We start from the raw sequence: 22,135 nt of genomic DNA, 5'->3' as shown, positions 1-22,135 counted from the left end.
AAAACGATGAGGGATTGTTATATCTTGTCATTCATTGAGCAAATTTCAGACACAAAAAAGCCCCGACTAATGTCGAGGCTTTTTTGCACCATACTTACGTATGTAATATGGTACCCGAGGCCAGACTTGAACTGGCACGCCTATTAAGCGAGGGATTTTAAATCCCTTGTGTCTACCGATTCCACCACTCGGGCAAACTTGTTGTAACTTGTCGAAACAAGCTACGAAATCTGTTTTCAATTGCTGCAATTGCTTGCTGCCGCTGAACTTGGTGCATACTTTACTGGTTTTTCAGAATGGATCAATAAAAAAATGAAACTTATTGTTCAAGTGCTGACTTTGCAATCAATTCGTCTAAAAACATAGCTAAATTAGCCCTTTCAATTAAATATTTCACTTAAGCATGCAAAATATTCTGCACTGTCGATTTTATTACCGGCAATAAATCTTCAGCAAACCATGGATTTTTTGCTAACCAAATATTGTTTCGAGGACTTGGATGAGGCAATGCAATGATGCCCGCGGGTAAATTACGCCAATGTTTAACAGTTTCTGTCAGCGTTTGTTGCCTGTTTGGCAAGTGATAGTCTTGAGCATACTTGCCTATAAGCAAAGTTAACTTCACATCAGTTAAGTGGTTAAGTAAGGGTTGCCGCCACGTTTGGGCGCACATTTTCATTGGCGCTAAATCACCGTTTTTCCCCTTACCGGGATAACAAAAGCCCATGGGTAAAATCGCAATCTGTTTAGGGTCGTAAAGGGTGTCTTTGTCGATGCCTAACCAATCTCGTAACCTGTCACCACTTTTATCATCAAACGGGATGCCAGACTTATGCACCGCAAGGCCTGGAGCTTGCCCAGCAATAAGAATACGCGCTAGCGGATCAATTTGAATCACTGGGTTAACGCCATGGGGCAACGCATGCTGGCAAAGCTGGCATTGACGTACTTGTGCAACTAACGACGTTAATGACGCTGCAGGCATAACGCTCCCCTATCCTGTTTATAAATTTAACTATCTGGGCCTAAATATAAGCGACGATTGTTAATCCAATAACTGCTGTTGAATGGTGGCTAATTGCTGCTGGATATGAATAAACTGAGGTCGCATCGCTACGTCAGCCTGCAAACAACTAGACACTATTTGGCTTAATTGGCTAATGATCTGACTATCTGCAGTTGCTAACCTTAGCTGGTTATTATCATGGCCTGTAAATTCATTAAAATGCCCCAATACGTCATCTAGCATATTACCTAATGCTCTGACTTCAATGGCTTGCATATACGCTGCTTGCTCTACTGCAAGCGCTGACAAGTCCGTTGCTGCGCCAAAATCACCAAATAGCATATTGGCATCACTATCAATCATGGTGTTGTGAGCGTATATATCGCCATGACTGACTTTATGTTGATGTAAATGGGCTAGCGCAGCTGCCATACTGCGCATAACGGTGACGATTTGCCTTAGGGATATATCCATGTCATCACAAAAGGTATCGCGAGTACAGGTTTCCAGTGACGGCGGTAAACCCAAGTTGTAATAACGCTGAGGAATGAGCTCCATGACTAAACCAAGATTGTCAGCATCAGCAATAAAGCCAAGTACGCCAATTAAATTAGGATGAAAGCCTGCTTGCAAACAGCAATGTAATTCATCTTTTGGGTAACCATCTGATGTCACCGCACCTCTGAATATTTTCACCGCTACGTCCAGTGCTGTGCCAGAGTCCTGCTGCCATTGTGCTTGATAAATCACCCCTGAAGCGCCTTGGCCTAATTGCTCCCCTAATGATAACTGCGCCATTGGCGTTAACGCACAACCACTATTAACAGCAGCGTCATCACTATTGATAACAGGCGCTGTTATAGGATTGCCACTAAATGCCAACCAAGCTAAATTGGGCAGTTTGAATAACCAATCTGGAATAACAGTCAATTCATTGGCTGAAATACGTAATAGCTCTAGTGATGTACATTGACTCATTGATGGCGGCAAATTGTTGAGCTTATTGCCTGCCATGGCAAACTTCTGTAGTCGATGTAGCTTGCCAATGGATTGAGGTAATTGCTCAATGTTATTGTCAGTGAGAATTAACCAGCGGGTATCAACAGGAAAACAATCTTCGGCAACTGTAGTTATTTGATTGGCTTTAAAACCGATCATTTCAAGCTTTGGGCATTTAGCAATGACATCTGGGATGTCAGTAAAACAATTAAACGATAGGAATAAAATTTTAAGCTGTTGCAACTGCTCAAACTCATCAGGTAGCGATGATAAACGGTTGTTCGACAAATCAAGCACTTCAAGGGAATCTGCAAGCTTAATAATTTCCATGGGAAAGCTGGTTAACCCTTCAGCTATCTGTAATCGTTTTATCTTGTTTTGGTGTAATTCACCAGACTGTAATTGAGCCAAAGTATGCAATGGAAATATCCTAAAATAAGCAGTAAGTCGCAATGGCGCTCATGATAAGCCAAACAGATAAACAAGTTAAGGCAAACCTCAGTAAACTGATTTACTATAACGCACAATAAACCTGCAATTAATAAAGGCTCAAAGCCACTATGCCAGCACTTAACAGCATCACTTTTTTCAGCCGCTTTGAAACAGACATTCTGTCAGGCGCTAAAACTATTACCTTACGCGATGACAGTGAATCCCACTTTATTGCAGGTGAAACGTTAACCGTATCCACCTTTGAGGAAGATAAATGGTTTTGCGACATCAAGGTTATTTCCGTTAATACAGTGCCATTTACACAATTAACCGACTTGCATGCGCAGCAAGAAAATATGCCCTTGGCAGTATTAAAAGCCTTAATACAGGAAGTGTATCCGGGTATTGAACAGCTTTATGAAATCAAATTTAAGGTCGTAACCCCTTAAATAAGCACATAACAAAGGAATGTAACATTGCACTATCTAACACTAATATTTTTATGGCCTATTTATTTAGTACAGGCTATTTGGGTAAAAAAAACCACCATAAAATTACCAGAGCCAAGCGGCGAGCGCGTTAATGCCTCATGCCGTTCGCCACAATTGTCGCTACTGATCCTAGGTGACTCTGCTGCAGCGGGAGTAGGGGTAAGCCACCAGCAACAAGCACTGGCGGGAAACATGGTTAAGCGGCTCTCTAATGATTATCAGCTCAATTGGCAACTGGTGGCCCAAAGTGGCTATAGCACCCAAAACTGCCTCAATAAAGTCAAACTCATGACCCATCAAAATCAGCTAACAAAAGCAGATGTTATTGTTATCTCTCTGGGCGTAAATGATGTGCTGAGTCCAATATCGGCAAAAACATGGATATTACAATTAAGTGAGTTGTGCGCATTGATCACATCAAAGTTAGGTGGAACACAAATTATCATTACTAATGTGCCTCCAATGGATCGATTTCCAGCGTTACCACAGCCTTTTAGGTGGTTTTTAGGCGCAAGAAGCCGAGAGTTCAACTTAGCTCTTTCTAATTGGGTTCAAACAAGCTCACTGCCATGCGAACAACTTAATATGGAATTGACGTTAGCTGATGCGCCAATGGCCATTGATGGGTTTCATCCAAGTGAGGTTATTTATGCCCACTGGGGACAACAAGCATGCGACATGATTAAGGTGAAAGCGTAAGCCAGACTTCAACCACACCCCTTCAAAATAACTTTAAGAAATGAAATTGATATAGCCAAATTGCAAACACAAAAAAGCCCCAACTAATGTTGAGGCTTTTTCGCACCATACTCTTTAATACTAAAAGTCGTATATAAACGCTTTATAGAAGAATAATGGTACCCGAGGCCAGACTTGAACTGGCACGCCCTATTTTAGAACGACGAGTTTTTTTTTAGTAAAATCATTCCAACAAATTTCAGATACAAAAAAGCCCCAACTTAAAACGACGAGGGATTTTATCTTTCGCCAACGCTCGAATTACAGGCACAAAAAAGCCCCAACTAATGTTGAGGCTTTTTCGCACCATACTCTTTAATACTAAGTCGTATGTAAGCGCTTTATGGAAGAATAATGGTACCCGAGGCCAGACTTGAACTGGCACGCCCTATCTTAAAACGACGAGGAATTTTTTAGTAAAATCATTTATTCCAACAAATTTCAGATACAAAAAAGCCCCAACTAATGTTGAGGCTTTTTCGCACCATACTCTTTAATACTAAGTCGTATGTAAGCGCTTTATAGAAGAATAATGGTACCCGAGGCCAGACTTGAACTGGCACGCCCTATTTTAGAACGACGAGGTTTTTTTTAGTAAAATCATTCCAACAAATTTCAGATACAAAAAAGCCCCAACTAATGTTGAGGCTTTTTCGCACCATACTCTTTAATACTAAGTCGTATGTAAGCGCTTTATAGAAGAATAATGGTACCCGAGGCCAGACTTGAACTGGCACGCCCTATCTTAAAACGACGAGGGATTTTTTAGTAAAATCATTCATTCCAACAAATTTCAGATACAAAAAAGCCCCAACTTACGTTGAGGCTTTTTTGTACCATACACCTTAATACTAAGTCGTATGTAAATGATGGTACCCGAGGCCAGACTTGAACTGGCACGCCTATTAAGCGAGGGATTTTAAATCCCTTGTGTCTACCGATTCCACCACTCGGGCATAAGTGTTGTTTTAATTGTTAATATAACAACTAAACAAAATTTGTGGAGGCGCGACCCGGAGTCGAACCGAGGTCGACGGATTTGCAATCCGCAGCATAGCCATTCTGCCATCGCGCCGATATAAACATGATTTGGAGCGACATATCGGGTTCGAACCGATGACCTATACCTTGGCAAGGTATCGCTCTACCAACTGAGCTAATGTCGCGTAAATCATTTGTTTATCTTTTCAAATAAACCTGATGTCTTGTAGCTAAAACCTTTTGGTTATAAGCCGAAGCATCCTTGTCTACGGGGGTGCATTCTACCGATTTCAGTGCCGGTGTCAATTGCTGTTTTCAACAAAATTAACTGAGTGAACACTAAGTAAACGTATTGAAGTTTTATTGCGCTACTCAGCCGTTAAGTCTTTCCATGCTGCAGAAATATAGCTCATCATCGACCAGAAAGTCAGCACTGCAGCAATATAAAACAAGCCATAAGCCACATCGGTCAAAAATTCATTCGGCTGCCAGATCAAACCAACAATCGCCGCCATTTGCGCCGCCGTTTTGTATTTACCAATCCATGATACTGCGACAACACCGCGTTTACCGATTTCTGCCATCCATTCACGTAGCGCAGAAATCACAATTTCTCGGCCGATCATGAATAATGCCGCTAAGGTTAGATAAATATTATCATTTTGCTGCACTAGTAATACTAACGCCGTGGTCACCATTATTTTATCGGCAACCGGGTCAAGAAAAGCACCAAAGCGAGTCGACTGCTTTAATTTTCGCGCCGCATAACCGTCTAACGCATCAGTTACCGCAGCAAGCCAAAAGATAAATGCCGAAGCAAAAGGGGCCCACGAATAGGGAAGATAAAACACAACAACAAATACCGGCAATAAAACAAGCCGAAATAAAGTTAATGCTATAGGTAAATTAAAAGGCATGAACGAAACCAAATAGTCAGAAGCAGCGCCAATCTTGCCTTAATTTTATCCCCCTCGCAATGCATCATGGATTGTTTGTGCCATTTCTAGGCTAATTCCAGGAACTTTTGTTAATTCAGCGACACTTGCGCCCTTCACTTCTTGAATACCGCCCAAATGTTGTAACAATAGTTTGCGCCGTTTAGGCCCCACACCAGCAATGGATTCTAGCGTCGATGTATTTCGGGTTTTCTGGCGCTTATTTCTATGGCCTGTAATTGCAAAGCGGTGGGACTCATCACGGATATGCAAAATTAAATGAAATGCTGGTGAATCACTGGGTAATTCAAAGGTATCTTCCGAGCCACCAAACACAAAGGTTTCAAGCCCTGCTTTACGACCTTCGCCTTTCGTTACCCCGATCAGTAAAGGCGCATTATCTAAATGCACACATTTTTCATCAACTATTTGCTGTGCAATACGTAACTGGCCTAAACCACCATCAATAAATACAATATCTGGCACCTTACCCTTGCTATCAATTTTATCAAATCGGCGACTTAAGGCTTGTTCCATGGCAGCATAGTCATCACCACCGGTAATGCCATTAATATTGTAGCGGCGATAATCGGACTTGTGAGGCCCCTCACGGTTAAACACCACACAAGAGGCAACGGTACTTTCGCCCATGGTATGGCTGATATCAAAACATTCCATCCGCTGGATTGGGTGACCTAGCTCTAATGCTTCTTCTAATAATTGAAAGCGCTGCTCAACGGTATTTTTGTGGGACAGGCGCGTATTAACCGCATTGGTGGCATTGGTTAGTGCTAGGCGTAAAAAGTTTGCTCGCTCACCTCTGACATGTGTTTTGATTTCAAACTTTCGTTCTAATGCCGCAGATATAGTTTGTTGTAATCTAGTTAGTTCTTCAAAGGAGTGACTTAATAATACTTCTTTAGGAATTGTGCGCTGGATGTCGGCATTTAAATAAAACTGCCCCATAAAAGAGACGAGTACTTCTTCAAGCTCAGTTTGTGCTGGCACGGTTGGATAATAGCTGCGACTGCCAAAGATTTTACCATCTCGTATAAATAATAAATGAAAACAAACGATACCTGATGCGTAATGTACCCCTATCACGTCCATATCGCCTTTGTGATTAGACACTTCTTGCTGCTCAGCCACTCGCCTTAGGGCGGTGATTTGATCGCGAAATTGCGCTGCATGTTCGTACTCTAGCTCATTGGCAGCCTTATCCATCTTCACCACTAGCTCACTGATCACTTGCTGATCTTTGCCTTTTAAAAACAGGCTGGCTAATTTCACTTGCTCGGAATATTCATCATCGCTTACGCGACCAACACAGGGTGCACTGCAGCGATCTAATTGATACTGCAAGCAAGGTCGAGAGCGCGACTTATAATAAAGATCATCACACTGACGAATAGGAAACAGCTTTTGCATCAGATGTAAGCTTTCTCTAACTGCACCGCCATTTGGATATGGGCCAAAATAATGGCCTTTTTCACGCTTAGGGCCACGGTGATAAGCAAGTCGTGGATGCTTATGGCCACTGAGCAAAATGTAAGGATAGGATTTGTCATCACGCAGCAATACATTGTATTTGGGCATGTATTGCTTGATGTAATCATTTTCGAGCAATAACGCATCGGTTTCACTGTGGGTCAGTGTGACATCAATATTGGCAATACGCGCCACTAATGCTTGAGTTTTTACATGGGGAATATTGGCTCTGAAATAAGATGATAAGCGCTTTTTAAGATCTTTTGCTTTACCAACATAAATGACTTCGCCCTTGTCATCGTACATCCGATAAACACCTGGCGAAGAAGAAACATTCTTGAGAAATAACTTTGGATTAAAACGAGATGGCATCAACTATCCTAAAATAGGTGTGAAATACCAGTTTGATTCAACACCTATTAACTAAAAAGAACTGGCATCAAGCATTTTGTAGCGAATCGCCAAACGGGTCAACTCTACATCACCACCAATATTCAACTTGGCAAATAAACGATAGCGATAACTGTTAACGGTTTTCGGGCTTAAATTGAGCTTTTCAGAAATGTCGTTGACTTTTTCACCATTGGTGATCATCAACATAATTTGAAGCTCACGTTCTGACAGGCTGCTAAAAGGGTTTTCGTCTGTATGACTAAACTGACTCAAGGCCATTTGCTGTGCAATCTCTGGAGATAAATAACGTTGCCCCCGAGATACCTGCTGAATGGCTCTTAATACCTCAGGCTGTGTTGCCCCTTTGGTTAAATAACCAGAGGCGCCAGCTTGCATGACTTTGGTAGGAAAAGGGTCTTCAGTTTGTACGGTTAATACGATGATTTTAGCTTCAGGTTGATAACGTAAAATTTTACGGGTCGCTTCTAAACCGCCCATACCGGGCATGTTCATATCCATCAAAATAACATCAGCTTCATTTTGACGTGACCACTGCACGGCGGTTTCGCCATCCGGCGCTTCGCCAACCACTTTTATACCACGCTCATCTTCCAATAAACGTCGAATACCGGTTCTCACTAGCTCATGATCATCAACTAAATATACTGAAATCAACTTCAACCCACCTTAAGCGTATTCTTCCTGAATTTTTATCATATCCTTACCGTTGTAATTTAGCCTATTGAACGAGTATCGCAAAGCAATATTAACCACAATAATGGCATAATTGTTCACTCCTTATGCAACCACTAACAACTAGCCCCTGTTGGCGGTTAATTATTAGACTGTTGCGATATACAAATATAACAACCTACAAAAAACCGTAGCAGTTGCCTACTACGGCTTTTAATTTTTTGTGCTTCAAGTCATTAGAAAAAATTAGTCTTCACTATTTTCCATGAAATCATCAGAAAAATCGGTTTCCCAATACTTATAACCTTGTACGGTTGCCTGAGCTGCGGCGCCCATTAAGTTAACTTGATAGGTTTTTACACCTGTTACATCAACTGATTGGTTAGCTGAAGCTTGATCGCCACTGTCTTCATATTTAGCGCTCGCTTCTGCTTGAGCTTGGCCTTCATAGCCTGACTCTTTAAAACGTGTCATAGCATTATTATTCATAAATGCTTGCACGAATGCCATTTGCTTCCAGCCAATGCCAGCACCGACGCCTCCGGTTGCAAAACGGTAATAGGAGTTTTGGCCTTTAGAGGTGAGTACGCAAACACCGCCACCGGTTGATAATGCAAATAAGTAACTATTGCTGCCAGTGCACACGACATATCCCACAGAGCTCGCTACCGCAGCTTTAGCTTCATTGTGCTCAGCATAAATTTCTTGCAATGCGGCTTGGGTTTCCTTGCGGGCATTGGCTTTTTTAGCCTCTGGTGTATCACCTGTAGCACAGCCGGTTAACAGTGCTGGAAGCATAACCGCAGCCAGCAGCATTTTTTTACTGAAAAGCGTATTAGACATTGATATTTCCTCTGTTGAACAAGTATTGCGATATGTATTTAGCCATAGCAATTATCGAGTGTATTTAATGACAGCATTTAACGGCACATCAAGAATATGAGCCGCTTATATTCGGATCATACTCGCTATTCATCGTTTAAAATCACAAATGGCTTATTTAGCCAATAACTGCTTGTGAATCCAACAATAACTGACGATAACAGTACCTAATTCATAGCAAAATTTTGACAAACACTCCCAACACCTCAACTTTTATTACATGCTTTTAAACTGCTACTATGTATCGCTTTCATTAAATTTAGCCTTTATTTCAAGAATTTGATCTAATTTTTCAACAAAAAGTGGCACTAGCTGCGGATCAAAGTGTGTTCCAGCTTCTTTTTTAAGTAATTCAAGCGCCTTTTCAACGGGCCAGGCTTCCTTATAAGGACGCTTACTGGTGAGTGCATCAAACACATCTGCCACTGCCACAATACGGCCATAAAGCGGTATATCCTCTCCGCTTAAACCATTGGGGTAGCCACTGCCGTCCCACTTTTCGTGATGGGTTAAGGCTATAGTTTGCGCAACATCCATTAATTCAGAGTCTTGCTCGCCTAAAATTTCAGCGCCGATTTCACAGTGCTTTTTCATTTGTTCAAATTCGTCAAAATCTAATTTGTCGGTTTTTTTTAAGATGGCATCCGATATGCCGATTTTACCCACATCATGCATGGGGGCGGCGTGCATTAATAGCTCGGCATCGTCTTCGCTTAACCCTGCTGCAAGGGCCAATATATGGGTGTAATAACTCATACGGATAACATGCATGCCGGTTTCGTTATCTTTATATTCAGCAGCGCGCCCAAGGCGGCGGATCACGTTCAATTGATTTTGGGCAATTTCAGCTGTTTTTTGCCTTACCTGTAAGGCCAACAAGCGGCTTTGACTGGTTAAGGCTAACTGGGTTTGCACTCGCCTTAATACTATCGGTGGATTAAAGGGTTTAGTGATGTAATCTGCAGCCCCTAACTCGAGCCCTTTTAATTCATCTGCCGCAGATATTTTTGCGGTAACAAATATAATCGGAATGTGCTGGGTGCGTTTATCTTGTTTCAATTGCCTGCAAACTTCAAAACCGTCAATACCGGGCATCATAATGTCGAGCAAAATGAGGTCTAATGTCATTGCCTTAGCAATTTTTAACGCGAGTTTGCCGTTCTTGGCAATTTTAATCTGATAGTCAGATTTTAATACACCGGCCAACACATCGATATTTTCAGCGGTATCATCGACCACTAAAATGGTTTGCCTTTCCATTTGAACTCCTATTAAACGCAAAAATTTTTAGTGAATAAGCCTCAATTACATGGCTGTTACTTTCTCAAGCATTTGGTTGGCAATTTCGAGACCACGATCCAACTCGTATTCCGACAATTGATAATCAAGCTGTTGATACTCATGTATTAATGGTTTTAAGTTTAAGCATTGTCCGTGGCTAATAAAATACTCTGTGGCTTCCATATCAAAATTCGATAGCATTGAAATGAGGACTTCTAAGGTTTCAATTGCTAATGACTTATTCAAAGTTTGATTTTCTAATGCAATTTGGGCGAAATCAGCACCTATTGGTTGTAGCTTTGATAATTGCAATGGCTCTGATATTTGTAGTCGCTTAGGCAATAGCCGTTCAATGTCATGACATACTCCTTGTAACTCTATTGATAGTTTTGTAAAAACCCGCTCATAGTGTGCTTCAGATAGACTATCAAGCGTTTGTTCAAACTTTGCTGCCAATGTGGCAAGCATTTGTGCGCCAATGCTGCCAGCAACCCCTTTTAAGGTATGTACCAACCGCTGAGTCAGTTCGGTATCATTATCTATAACAGCTTGTTCAACATACTGCGGAAAAGCTTTTTGCCCTCGGATAAATCTTACTAATAATTTGTGATACAAGCTTATATCACCTTGAATTCGGCTCAAGCCTAGGGCTACGTCAATATGATCACAGGCAATTGAATTGAGGTTTAGGGCAAACTTAACGACATCGGCATCTGTCGTTTCTATTGCCGATTTCGCTGGCTTAGTCGTGTTAGTGGCAACCGTTGGGCTTATCCATTTGGCCATAGTGATAAACATCGACTCAACGTCAATAGGTTTAGAGATATGATCATTCATCCCAGCGGCTAACGCTTTTTCACGGTCACCAGCCATGGCATTCGCTGTCATGGCAATAATGGGCAAGTGTTGAAATTGTGGCTGCAGCCTGAGTAACGAGGTCGCAGTGTAGCCATCCATCACCGGCATCTGGCAGTCCATTAACACCCCATCAAAATCTTGCTGCGCTAAACACTCAATGGCTTGTTGACCATTCTCAGCCAAAACAGTATCAATTTGCTTATTAATTAATAACTCTTCAATTAACTCTTGGTTGAGATCATTATCTTCAACAACAAGCACCTTTGCTCCTACCAAAGAGGTGATCGCCTTATCGAATGGGCTTTGAACCTTAGTTCGAGGATCTGCTAAAGATTTCCCAGACACTAATGAAGATAGGCTTTGGGTTAATGTTGTTAACGTAATAGGTTTAGTTAAAATATGGTCGATGTGAACAGACATTACACTCATGAGTAGCTCTTCTCTACCAAAAGCGGTAATCATGATGAGTTTAGGTTTAAGCTCGGGCGCAAGCTCGCCAATAAACTTAGCTACATCAACACCGTCAACCCCTGGCATTTGCCAATCGATTAAAGCAAAATCTGGCTTATTACCTGCCGCAATATATTGTATAGCCTCACGGCCACTGGCAACGGCTACTACTTGTAAACCTATTGAGCCCAATAGGTTAGTCAGTATCGAGCGAGCGATATCATTATCATCAGCCAGCAACACTGATTGCCCATCAAAGCGACGTTTTTCCAAGGTATCGAGAGTCACTGACGTTGAACGACTTAACTCAAAAGGACAATACAAACTAAACGTACTTCCCTGCTCAAGCTCACTTGTTACCGTTATGCTGCCCTGCATTAATTCGGCTAAATTCTTACAAATGGCTAAACCTAAGCCTGTGCCGCCGTATTTTCGGGTAGTTGAAGCATCAGCTTGGGAAAAGGCTTTAAACAATCTTGATTGTTGTTCTTGACTCATTCCGATACCGGAATCTGTTACTGAAAAGCGAATGAAAGCCTGTTGGCTGGTTAACCTTTCGAGTTTGACTGCAATAATAATATTGCCACGTTCAGTAAACTTTACCGCGTTATTGGCGAGGTTAATGAGCACTTGCCCTAGGCGAAGTGGGTCTCCTAATAGGTTTTTAGGGATAGTATTATCAATATCAAATAGCAGCTCTAAACCTTTATCTGCGACCTTGATCCCAATGAGGTTATTAACATTGTTTAACACTGCTTCGATATCTAATTCGATATGTTCTAAAGCTAGCTTACCCGCTTCAATTTTAGAAAAATCGAGAATGTCATTAATAATCCCTAATAAGGATTGTGCCGAGCGATGGGTTTTTTCAATATAATTGCGTTGCTGAGGGGTCAGCTGGGTGTCTAATGCTAAATGGGACATGCCAATTATGGCATTCATCGGTGTACGAATTTCATGACTCATATTGGCTAAGAAATCACTTTTTGCTTGATTTGCACTATCAGCGGCTGAAATAGCGGCGGCAAGTTTAGTTTGTAATGCTCGCGCTTCATTAATGTTGATATGAACCCCACTGATCCGATCGGGAACCCCATGCTTATCAAAAGAGTAAGGTTGTCCAACGCTTAAAATCCAATCGTAACTGCCGTCTTTTCTGCGCATTCTCAGTTCATGGCGAAGAATTTTATTGTCACTTGCAGCCAATGCTTGTTGCGGATTGGAGATCAAGTTTTGCTCATCGGGGTGGACTAAATCAATAAAGGTTTGCGCGCCATTGATTAATGGCGACCACTTGTCATCCTCTTGACATAAATCAGTTGGTTCATAACCTAGCATCTTTGAATACATGCGGTTAACCACGACTTGTTGCTCATTAGGATAAAAGTCCCACATTCCCATTTGCGCACTTTCTGAGGCCACTTCTAACTTTTCTTCTGATGCGAGTAACCGATTGGCAGCAATTTTTTGTTCGGTAATATCAAACACAATGCCATCAAAAAAACCTGACATGTTATTGCCATTACCGTCAAACTGAGCATTCATTTGTAAATAGCGTAGCTCACCTGAGCGATTAATAATTCTAAACTCCGCGACAATTTTATCTTGCGCTTTGATGGTTTGTTCAACCATGACTTTTAAATGCTCTATATCATTTTCAAAAGCAATATCAGCAAGTCTTCTAACTGGATGTTCACCGATAAAGTCTGCCATTTTATAGCCAGTTATTGGTTCTATGTTGGGGCTAATGTACTGTAAATGGTAATGGTTTATGTCAAAATCAGTGACTTTATATCTAAATACTGCGCCTTGAATATTCTCAACCAATGTTTGATATTGATGTTGATTTTGTAGCATCTCAGCACGGACAGTTTCTTGCTCATTAATATCTAATAGAGATAAACGGATTTCACTAAATTCACCCGCAACATCGGTTTCAACACGGGTCGATAATGAAACAATTAAGGTATGACCTGAATGATTAACAAGCTCTACACGTGCATCAGACGTATCAATGCCTTGCAACGCTTGGCTAAAGATTTGTTCGCCTTTAGCGTGCTTAGTGGCGAGTACGTCATGCCAAGTTAACGACGAGAAGTCTTTGCGGTCATAACCAGTAATCTGTGCAAATTGTTTATTGTGTTTAGTGAAGCGGCCTTGAAGATCTAATGTGGCATAAGCTACAGCAGAGTTTTCATATAAATCCCATAAGCGCTCTTCACGCTCTTGTAAATCTTGGGTTCGTATTGAAATAGTTTTTTCTAACCTTTCATTGTCAGCTTTAAAGCGCCGATGTACATGACGACTTAGCCACCAACCACCAAATGTCAGAAGCAAGCAAGAAATGGCAATAATACCAATCAGCATCACGACAATATTTCGAAAAAATAAATAGTTTCGGCTGGCTTCTTCAAGGGTCATTTCCGTCACAATACCAAAACCGTAGCGCTCATCCCATGTCCAGACACCGATAACATATTGCCCCAAGTAATTACGATAAGGCTGATAACTATAACCATCGTGTTTAAGGCTAATTTCTTTTGCTGCTAGGGTTAACGCTCCCTTGCCCCGACGGCCGTTAGCAGGTTGCTTTTCTGATAATAATCTCTGCGGATTAGTCACAGTCAAATTAAGTACTGATACCTGACCTGCTTTTAATAAACCCAGTGACACCAAGTCATTTTCATAGCGACTGTGAGACAGCATTCTTCCTTGGGCATCGACAAAGTATGATTCACCAGTGTCACCCACCGCGCCACTTTGAGTCAGCTTGGCAAATTCAATGTAAGGGTCAATACGAAGTGACAAAATGCCACTGATACTGCCATCATCTTGAGTAATGGGGCTTAAGGCAAACATGGTGAGTGTTTCAGCTTGCTTCAACCCAAATGGGTTTGATAACGCCACTTCTGATGGCATAGGTGGAGTAATGACAATATTACCGGCCAAGACTTGATTAAATAGCATCGGATACTGTTGTTTAACGATATTGATTTGACCTAAATTGCTGTCACGACTTGAAGATATATTGACTCCATCAACTGAGATAACAAAAAATCCTAAGGTGCCAAAGGCCTGACTATAACGCCCGTAAGCTTCGCGAGACCAAAGCACATGTTGATTTCCGACAAGTGGCGCTTTTTTCGAGTCTAACTTAGCTAACATTGCAGTGCGCTTAAGTAATAAAGGATTTGTGGCCACTGCACTCACTCGGTTTTGCCAGCCTAAAAACCAAGATGCCAAGGCTGCATCAGTGGTTTTAGACACCGACTCCAAGGCTAAGCCACTTTTTTGCAAGTCATGCTTATAAGCAACATTCAAACTAATTGCAGCGATAGATGAGATGAGCAGTAAGAAAGAAACAATGATGAGGCTAAAGTAAATCCTATTTTTATCGCCTTCAAAATAGCGGGCAATATCATGATTAACTTGCGCCTTTAGACGCCAAAAACACCAACCTAGTAATAGCAATAACCCAACAATGACGAGGCTTAATAATAGATTCATGTTTATTGTTCCCCATACTGTTGTGCGAGACGGTTGACCTTGAATATCACGTCGCAATGAGTGCTTTTTGAGTAATAGTTAGTTGCGTAATCTCTCAGCTTTATTGCAGTTATCGCTATAAATATTGCGTACAGTTGATGATAAGTCACTCCAGGTTATTTCGGTTCGTGGTTGGACATTTTGGCTCCAACTAAACTGGCAACAATGATCGCCATATAAAACTGACCTGTAATCGCTTCAGAAAAAGCGAAAAAACGCGCCATTGGCACTGCTGGTGATATTTCACCATAACCGACTGTAGTCAAAGTGATGTAACTGTAATAAATCACAGTCGTTAAATTATCGGTCCAATTTTGGGCTTCAATACCATTGAAAGCCACACCAAAAATCTCAATCAGCAATAGATAAATAAATGCCCAAATAAGCCCTAGTAACAGAAATATACAAATAGATCCGATAATTTGATTAGTGGAAATAACCCCGCTAAACAAGACCTGCTTAGCGGCGCGCCAGCTGGCCAAAATAAAAAAAGTTAAAATGGTAAATAGCGCGATAATATCAAGGTTCAACAATTCAAAAACTGAGCCGATACTGGCTACCACTAAGATAGTAAACATCACCCCGAAACTTGAGCGAAACCAGTGTTTATTCGCGCCTAATCCAATCACTGAAATAGACAAACTCATCACAGTTGTCGAAACAACAATGAGCTGGCCCTGTTCAAAAAACTGTTCCACAAAAGCTGAACTTAACAGCACTAACACCAACGACCCCAGTAGGTAGCTGAAGTTATCTTCTTCAGACATAGGTTTAACCATTGCAACAACTACCCTTGTGAGTTCTCTGAGTTCGGTAACACTTCATCACCATCAACTTCAGCCGTTTCAACCACTAGCCATGCTGAAAATAATTTATAACTTAAAGCTAAAATCACCGCGCCAACAAACAAGCCAACAATACCCGAGAGGATCATCCCACCGATAGCGCCTAACAAAATCACCAACATAGGTATATCAACGCCACGGCCCATCAACATCGGTTTTAAAAATGCATCACTGGCACTCACTAAAATGCTCCAAATCATAAAAATAATCGCGGTGGTTGATGATTCAACAGAAAATACATACGCAATAATAGGACCTAAAACCAAAATCGGTGGCAATTGAATAATCGCGAGTATTAGCACCAGTAACATCCAAATCCCGGTTCCTGGCACCCCGACTAAAGCAAGCCCAACACCTGCTAATATTGATTGAATAAAGGCTACCCCAATCACCCCCTGAACCACACTTCTGACGGTTGCAACGGCCAATTCAGAAAACTCTTCACCATGTTTGCCAGCTAGCCTGACTGAGACTTTATGGAACATTTGGCTTGAGCCAGATGCTTTACCCATAAACACCCCTGCGATAATGATTGAAATTAAAAATTGCAAAATTGTCATACCAAAACTACCAAAAGCACTGGCAGCCTTAGTCGAAAAGCTTTTTATTTCATCGGCATAGGTTTTTACCACATGCTCGAGATCTGCAGAGACGTCTGACCAGAATTCATATAGTTTCTCACCAACAATCGGGAGTTCAGCTACAGAGCTTTTCGGCGCGGGGATAACTAAAGTGCCGTCATGTATTTCTGCGACAAAGTCCTGCGTGCTTGAAACTATCGCACCTGAAAATAAGTAGGTAGGTACCAATAATATGGCTAAGGCCAGCAAGGTAATTAACAGGCTAGATTTACTCACCGACAATCGCAGCTTGCTACTGATAAATAACACCACTGGATACAGCGCAATGGCGATAATACCGCCCCATAAAATGGGCATAATGAAAGGCTGAATAATCTTAAAACACCATATGACCATGATAAAAATCAGGGCTATTTTAATCGCGGCATCCACTGCCGCATGAGTAAACTCTTTCGAGCTTGATATTGGTTTATCACTCATAACTTATCTATCCCTAATTAAATGCTGTTGCGTTTTAAAATTAAACCTTAGTTAATGTATTGACACCTTTATGAACATCGAACTTATTGCAGTGAAAAGCCATCACAACAATAGGTGATTTTTCAGTAAACCTAGTATTGATAAACGAGAAAATTTGATTTCCTCCATTAAATCAACACTTAGCGTTCAATAAAATATAGCCTAGCGGCTACAATAAAACCGCCTAATCATGATTAGTTTGTAAGAACTTCCAATTTCTGGTTTCTAAAAAAAATGAAGCCACAACCATATAAACACCGACAATAAATAGCTGCGCAATACGAATATAGAAGTTGGTTGCGACATCGGCATCTGTTGACGAAGCCGTCGAGCCGACAACCACTAGCAAGGCTGAAAATATCCCCGCAAAAATAGGCGCTTTAGCAGGATCATCATAAATTTTTTGTGCAAAAAATAACGCGGCTATCATAGTGAGCCCGATATAAAACGCTAACTCAGGCACGACAACTAACATGTTATAAAAAATAATCGCCAGCACACCACCTATGCCATTAGTGAGTAATAAAAACAAACTCACTTTAACGCTCTTAGTGCCGGCCGTTTGCAAAGATAAAATTGCAATAAATATCATGGTCAGTAATGCGCCGGTCACCTCAAATAAAAAGAAAAAGGTGATCACCGGAAATGAAATAATTAATGCCCTAACTGACTCGTAAAGCCGCTCGTCATTAGATAATTCTGACTCAGAATGAGTTTCTTTTTCTGGTGCTAAATCAGGCAACAAAATATGCAATAAAGTAAAAATGATGACCGCCACCACGCCTGAAAAGCTTAAGCCGACACCAAAAAAAATCGCCGCACCTGGATGTAAAATCCCTAAATAGGGTAATACTAATGTCGAGACAATTAATATAGTGGCGAAAAAATTCCACTTGGGATCAGAAAACAGGTAATAGGCCCATAGCATCATTAATGCGAGTAATGGCAACAGTACAAATGGATATTGAACCGGCCCAAAACTCACCATCCAAGCAATGGCAATAGTGACCACCATTGAAATAAGCAATTCGTAAATGGTTTGCACTGTCGGCACCACTCTATCAACTAAAAACTTAGCGACAAACACCGGTAGTATAAAAGCTAATTGCCAATCAAACACCGCAGCTATGGCCACTGCAATGCCTATCCCCAAAGTGAAGCGTAATACTCGACGGGTAAATATCGCCTCAGCAAATTGAGCATTAATGGCTTTAAAGGCTAGCTCGCTATCTGACATAGGAGAACCAGCTAACGACTCGGATCCAAAACTTACCAAATAAGTTCATCAGTGAACTTTCTTCGGTATACACCATGACATCCGCTTGACCGCCGACACGTCGCAACCCTTTAGCCTCTTCGTCATCAAAATGAATGGTTACAGGAAATCGCTGAGATTGTCTTAACCAACCTGTTTGGCCTGTTGTTTGAGCCAGCTTTCCCGTTTGTTCACTTTGTCCCCAATCAACACCATAATCGATATAGGCTACTTTCCCAGTAAAAACCTCACCCGGAGCATAATCCAGTGCAAACTCGACTTTATCGCCCGCTTGCATATTGCCTAAGCTATTTTCTCTAAAGTTCGCTTCAATCCACACATCTTCAGATGAAATAAAGGTCATTACCGGTTGACCAGCGTTAGCATAAAAACCTTCTTTTAAACGAAAGTTTGATGCCACGCCATCGGTGGGCGCTTTAATTTCGGTGCGTGCCAGGTTAAGTTCAGCTTGCTCTAAGGCCAATAACGCTGATTTTACCGCGGTATTGTTTTCACCTTCTGAGCCCAACCTTTCTTCTGCTTTGGCTAAATCTGCTTTAGCACTAGCGACACCCGCTTCTGCGCTAGCAAGTTCCGCTCTAGCATTGTCGGCATCAGCCTCTGACATCACCTGCTGCTCAACCATGGTAAAAATACGCTTAGATTGTACTTTTGCATTAGTAAAGTTTGCCTCCGCATTAACAACCTTTGCTTTTGCAGCGGTGACATTAGCGGTTAAAGCTCCCATATTTTGCCCAGCCTGCGTCACATTTTGCTCAGCGGTAAATAATGCAATCTCATAATCTCTTGGGTTAATTCTCGCAAGCACCTGCCCTTTACGGATCAAGGTATTTGGCGTGGTTAAAATTTCAATTACCTCCCCTGAGACTTGCGGGGTAATGGGGACCACAAAACCGCGAACTCGACCTAAATCAGTTGAAGGAATATAACGATCAGCAATAAGATGGAATACAAACAAAAAAGCGACCACTATCAGTATGATATTGGTCGCTTTTCTTATTTTCTGATTTTTGGACTTATCCGCTGCGCCATTAGCAACATGAATGTCATCTGTAGGCGTTGATAAAACGGCTTGCTCCGGTGTATTTGCCGGTAATTCAGTGGATGAAATATCGTTATGCTTATCTGCCATACCCTTCCCTTGCATTGAAATCAATTGCATTACTTTTTAAATTAACGGCTTGCATGAGCCAATAATGTTAATAAATAGTAGAGTTGTTACATTAACGTCAGTATAGGATTATTTTTGCTCAAAACTCAACACTCTAGCTCAATGAACAAGCAAGAAAGCTGTGTTTAAGCCCTTTACTTAAGTTATTGATTTAACATTTTGATTTTAACTAATGATTTGAACGGCCGTTTGAGAAGGCCCTTGCTGGGGAATTGCATTAAATTGCGATGTATATTGTTACTATTACTACTTAAGAATCTATTTTAAATTAAGTGTATTCTTTAAAAGCTGCTTGGTTTTAATTGCCTAATATTAAAAAAGCAAAGCAAGTATAAAGATCAACTCAAAAGCATTCCTACAGAATGAAAAATCCTAATTAGACAAATCAAGACCTTAATTTCACCACTAAAAATCTAACATCTGCAGCTGGTAATAATCTGCCCATTTTTCACGCCAGATAAAGGTTTAGAGCTTATAGATTAAGCCCTAGCCAGATTTTTAACTTTTTTGTATATCGCTCTTAATGGCTTAATTTTTGAAAATTGCATTCTAATCGTCTCAGCAAGGTATTTTTTATTTTTAAACCGCTTAAGACCATTAGGCGCAATCATTTGGTTTGTATCAACACAATAAACAAACTTGTTAGACCGATTAGCAATTTCAATTGCTTGCTGATAATCACTTTCGATAAATAACACATTTGGGCTACGCTTAAAGTAGTCTGCCTTATGGGAAAAATAATCTACTTGGGCCCGTCTTGCGGCTTTTGAAGGCAAATCTAACATTTCTAGTTTGTTATAATTAACGCCATGTTTTGCCAGCCATTGCTCAGTATGTGGTCGAAATTTTTCTAACCTATTAGTTATCAGCACATCAACTTTCATGGTTGGGATAAATCGAGGAGTCGCATCAGCGAGAAACTGAATATATTTCTCCCCATCATCATTTTGTTCCTCAGTTGGATCCTGGCACAGGACACCATCAATATCGACACAAGCCTCAGTCACGATAGGATGATGAAATAAGTTCCATTCAAAAACCCGTGGAAAGTCCACATGCTCAAAAAAGATATCAACTTTGTCACTGACAAGCGCAGTGGTGTAAATCGCAGCTGTGGTCACCTTGCCTTGGAAGCTGCTAGGTATTTTGGCTAGCGCATCTATCATCGAACCACCAGTTAGAATGCTGTCATCGACAATTAAAATGTTGCTTGCTTCATGGGGGAAGTTTAAGGCTTTTTTGGCATCACGAGTAATGCCTTTACCTAACTTATCATTGCGAATAAAAGCAGGTAAATCGATACTGTTAGCATTGAGCAATAACGCCACCATATATGCAGGTACCATTCCACTTCTTGGAATACCTACAATTAAATCAAAGTCTTGTTGATTGATTTTGTGAATATTATTTTTAATATCATCACTCAAATCACAAAAGGACTTATAATTCATAGCAAACTCCAATGTTCATAGATTACAGCCTGATGCTTCAAAGCAGACGCTGTTAAGCTTAAATTCTACTAAATACTCATAGAGTATTGGTCCGTAGCCGCAACTACTATGCCGCCCAATACATACCGAATCATTAACCTATGTTGTTTGAGTAAAGTTCAGATTCGATCCCTCAAGACTCGACTCTAACTAATGCAATTTATTGAATTTAGCCATAACAGCAAGCTTTATCAATTGTAGCTTGGTCTAATAAAATACAAATAACCCTTTAACAGCCTAAATTAAAAATACGCCATAAAAATGACAGTTTTAAGTCTAAATCAGATTAGTAAATTATCAAATCTACAAATATCAACAAACAGGATAAACATCAACCTTGCCTGTAGCACTACACAGTTTCAGCCAATGAACAATTAAGCGGATAAAAAAAATGCCACAGATAAAAACAGATATTATCTCATATAATCAATAAGTAAGTGACTCATTCAAAAATAGACACACTATATATATTTTATTAAAGCAAAATAACGACTCAAGATGATAATTATTTCAACCATAAGTCGTAGCTAAGAGTTGAGTTCAATTCACTTCAATATGAGTAAATCGCGACAAGCTTCGAAATTACCAATTAAAGCTGATCTTAATCATAAAATTAATTAATTTCAGTTTTAAAATCTAACCTCTAGAACTTCTTATTTTTTATTGTCTATCTTGAGTTTTATTACCCTGTGGAACTTCAAATTGACTATCATGATTTTGTTTTTCAGAAACTGAAATTACTTCATATATATAACGTGCTATTGCCTCTTTTTCCACTCAATTACTATGTCATCGACCATACGAATTAAAACTGAAATACGGCCGCTAAGTATTCTTTATTACTTTTATAGCTTCTGCCCTGTGTAAGCAGTTCATCACGGTACTTCATCGCATCGGCCGGGGTAATATCGTTAGTGCAAATAGCTTGAGTGCTTTTTGATGACCGGTTACCGATTGTTGGCAGTAACTTAATTAAGTGACAGGTTCGCTGTTCAAGTTGTTTAATAGAGAGTGGTCTAATGCCTGACTTCTCTTTTGAAGTAACAAAACCTGCTAGAGCATCATGTAACGTCACCACGG

16 protein-coding genes and 4 tRNA genes are annotated in these 22,135 nt (G+C 40.7%); 2 read left to right on the top strand and 18 right to left on the bottom strand.

The window, feature by feature from the left end; translation table 11 throughout:
* Positions 1–108: 108 nt before the first annotated feature.
* The 3 genes from BCU94_RS07680 to BCU94_RS07670 form a co-directional block, all read right to left on the bottom strand.
* Positions 109–194, bottom strand: a tRNA-Leu gene (locus tag BCU94_RS07680).
* Between the two features lie 203 nt (positions 195–397).
* Entirely contained in the window at positions 398–985 is a 588-nt protein-coding gene (locus BCU94_RS07675) for a uracil-DNA glycosylase family protein (RefSeq protein ID WP_102476060.1), read from the bottom strand.
* A 60-nt stretch (positions 986–1,045) separates the two neighbouring features.
* The gene (locus BCU94_RS07670) at positions 1,046–2,425 is read right to left on the bottom strand and encodes a leucine-rich repeat-containing protein kinase family protein (RefSeq protein ID WP_102440274.1); all 1,380 of its coding nucleotides are present in this window, start codon (positions 2,423–2,425) and stop codon (positions 1,046–1,048) included.
* A gap of 140 nt (positions 2,426–2,565) precedes the next feature.
* Here BCU94_RS07670 and yqfB point away from each other — a divergent pair, with 140 nt between their 5' ends.
* Entirely contained in the window at positions 2,566–2,886 is a 321-nt protein-coding gene (gene yqfB, locus BCU94_RS07665; protein ID WP_102440275.1) for a N(4)-acetylcytidine aminohydrolase, read from the top strand.
* Between the two features lie 27 nt (positions 2,887–2,913).
* Positions 2,914–3,627 carry an SGNH/GDSL hydrolase family protein gene (locus tag BCU94_RS07660; protein WP_102440276.1) on the top strand — a complete coding sequence of 238 codons (714 nt, stop codon included), beginning with the start codon at positions 2,914–2,916 and terminating at the stop codon, positions 3,625–3,627.
* A gap of 909 nt (positions 3,628–4,536) precedes the next feature.
* On the opposite strand, the gene BCU94_RS07655 is transcribed toward BCU94_RS07660, so the two are convergent.
* From BCU94_RS07655 to BCU94_RS19575, 15 genes are all read right to left on the bottom strand, one after another.
* Positions 4,537–4,622 (bottom strand) — tRNA-Leu (locus BCU94_RS07655).
* Positions 4,623–4,667: 45 nt separating this feature from the next.
* A tRNA-Cys gene (locus BCU94_RS07650) sits at positions 4,668–4,741 on the bottom strand.
* Between the two features lie 15 nt (positions 4,742–4,756).
* Positions 4,757–4,832 (bottom strand) — tRNA-Gly (locus BCU94_RS07645).
* Between the two features lie 183 nt (positions 4,833–5,015).
* Positions 5,016–5,564 carry a CDP-diacylglycerol--glycerol-3-phosphate 3-phosphatidyltransferase gene (pgsA, locus tag BCU94_RS07640; RefSeq protein WP_076539933.1) on the bottom strand — a complete coding sequence of 183 codons (549 nt, stop codon included), beginning with the start codon at positions 5,562–5,564 and terminating at the stop codon, positions 5,016–5,018.
* 45 nt (positions 5,565–5,609) lie between these two features.
* Positions 5,610–7,442, bottom strand: coding sequence for an excinuclease ABC subunit UvrC (uvrC, locus tag BCU94_RS07635; protein WP_102440277.1), 1,833 nt, complete (start codon positions 7,440–7,442; stop codon positions 5,610–5,612).
* Between the two features lie 51 nt (positions 7,443–7,493).
* Positions 7,494–8,138 (bottom strand): UvrY/SirA/GacA family response regulator transcription factor, encoded by a 645-nt coding sequence (gene uvrY / locus BCU94_RS07630; RefSeq protein WP_076539929.1) that lies wholly within the window; start codon positions 8,136–8,138, stop codon positions 7,494–7,496.
* Positions 8,139–8,402: 264 nt separating this feature from the next.
* Positions 8,403–8,999 carry a hypothetical protein gene (locus BCU94_RS07625; RefSeq protein WP_102440279.1) on the bottom strand — a complete coding sequence of 199 codons (597 nt, stop codon included), beginning with the start codon at positions 8,997–8,999 and terminating at the stop codon, positions 8,403–8,405.
* A gap of 276 nt (positions 9,000–9,275) precedes the next feature.
* A complete protein-coding gene (locus BCU94_RS07620; protein ID WP_102476059.1) occupies positions 9,276–10,298 on the bottom strand; it encodes a two-component system response regulator in 1,023 nt (340 codons plus the stop codon).
* Positions 10,299–10,343: 45 nt separating this feature from the next.
* Positions 10,344–15,134 carry a response regulator gene (locus BCU94_RS07615; protein WP_102476058.1) on the bottom strand — a complete coding sequence of 1,597 codons (4,791 nt, stop codon included), beginning with the start codon at positions 15,132–15,134 and terminating at the stop codon, positions 10,344–10,346.
* Between the two features lie 155 nt (positions 15,135–15,289).
* Entirely contained in the window at positions 15,290–15,940 is a 651-nt protein-coding gene (locus BCU94_RS07610; protein ID WP_157937390.1) for an ion channel, read from the bottom strand.
* Positions 15,941–15,960: 20 nt separating this feature from the next.
* Positions 15,961–17,079, bottom strand: a complete 1,119-nt coding sequence (locus BCU94_RS07605) for an AI-2E family transporter (protein WP_102440283.1) — start codon at positions 17,077–17,079, stop codon at positions 15,961–15,963.
* Positions 17,080–17,302: 223 nt separating this feature from the next.
* Entirely contained in the window at positions 17,303–18,355 is a 1,053-nt protein-coding gene (locus tag BCU94_RS07600) for a DUF2955 domain-containing protein (RefSeq protein ID WP_102440284.1), read from the bottom strand.
* The gene (locus BCU94_RS07595) at positions 18,345–19,526 is read right to left on the bottom strand and encodes an HlyD family secretion protein (RefSeq protein WP_102476056.1); all 1,182 of its coding nucleotides are present in this window, start codon (positions 19,524–19,526) and stop codon (positions 18,345–18,347) included. The genes BCU94_RS07600 and BCU94_RS07595 overlap by 11 nt, the downstream gene beginning before the upstream one ends.
* Before the next feature lie 518 nt (positions 19,527–20,044).
* The gene (locus tag BCU94_RS07590) at positions 20,045–21,016 is read right to left on the bottom strand and encodes a phosphoribosyltransferase family protein (protein WP_102476055.1); all 972 of its coding nucleotides are present in this window, start codon (positions 21,014–21,016) and stop codon (positions 20,045–20,047) included.
* Positions 21,017–21,860: 844 nt separating this feature from the next.
* On the bottom strand, positions 21,861–22,135 hold a 275-nt coding region (locus tag BCU94_RS19575; protein WP_198590865.1), incomplete at its 5' end, for a hypothetical protein.

The sequence above is a fragment of the Shewanella sp. 10N.286.52.C2 genome (assembly GCF_002874545.1).
Classification (GTDB): domain Bacteria; phylum Pseudomonadota; class Gammaproteobacteria; order Enterobacterales; family Shewanellaceae; genus Shewanella.
The sequence above is the reverse complement of the archived record's forward strand: the minus strand, read 5'-3'. Positions and strand labels throughout refer to the sequence as shown.

What these genes read in the sequence shown, in the direction of transcription:
- uvrC (WP_102440277.1), bottom strand. Translation starts at nt 7,442, where the DNA reads ATGCCATCTCGTTTTAATCCAAAGTTATTTCTCAAGAATGTTTCTTCT.
- BCU94_RS07595 (WP_102476056.1), bottom strand. Translation starts at nt 19,526, where the DNA reads ATGGCAGATAAGCATAACGATATTTCATCCACTGAATTACCGGCAAAT.
- BCU94_RS07620 (WP_102476059.1), bottom strand. Translation starts at nt 10,298, where the DNA reads ATGGAAAGGCAAACCATTTTAGTGGTCGATGATACCGCTGAAAATATC.
- BCU94_RS07615 (WP_102476058.1), bottom strand. Translation starts at nt 15,134, where the DNA reads ATGAATCTATTATTAAGCCTCGTCATTGTTGGGTTATTGCTATTACTA.
- BCU94_RS07605 (WP_102440283.1), bottom strand. Translation starts at nt 17,079, where the DNA reads ATGAGTGATAAACCAATATCAAGCTCGAAAGAGTTTACTCATGCGGCA.
- BCU94_RS07590 (WP_102476055.1), bottom strand. Translation starts at nt 21,016, where the DNA reads ATGAATTATAAGTCCTTTTGTGATTTGAGTGATGATATTAAAAATAAT.
- yqfB (WP_102440275.1), top strand. Translation starts at nt 2,566, where the DNA reads ATGCCAGCACTTAACAGCATCACTTTTTTCAGCCGCTTTGAAACAGAC.
- pgsA (WP_076539933.1), bottom strand. Translation starts at nt 5,564, where the DNA reads ATGCCTTTTAATTTACCTATAGCATTAACTTTATTTCGGCTTGTTTTA.
- BCU94_RS07625 (WP_102440279.1), bottom strand. Translation starts at nt 8,999, where the DNA reads ATGTCTAATACGCTTTTCAGTAAAAAAATGCTGCTGGCTGCGGTTATG.
- BCU94_RS07610 (WP_157937390.1), bottom strand. Translation starts at nt 15,940, where the DNA reads ATGTCTGAAGAAGATAACTTCAGCTACCTACTGGGGTCGTTGGTGTTA.
- BCU94_RS07600 (WP_102440284.1), bottom strand. Translation starts at nt 18,355, where the DNA reads ATGTCAGATAGCGAGCTAGCCTTTAAAGCCATTAATGCTCAATTTGCT.
- BCU94_RS07675 (WP_102476060.1), bottom strand. Translation starts at nt 985, where the DNA reads ATGCCTGCAGCGTCATTAACGTCGTTAGTTGCACAAGTACGTCAATGC.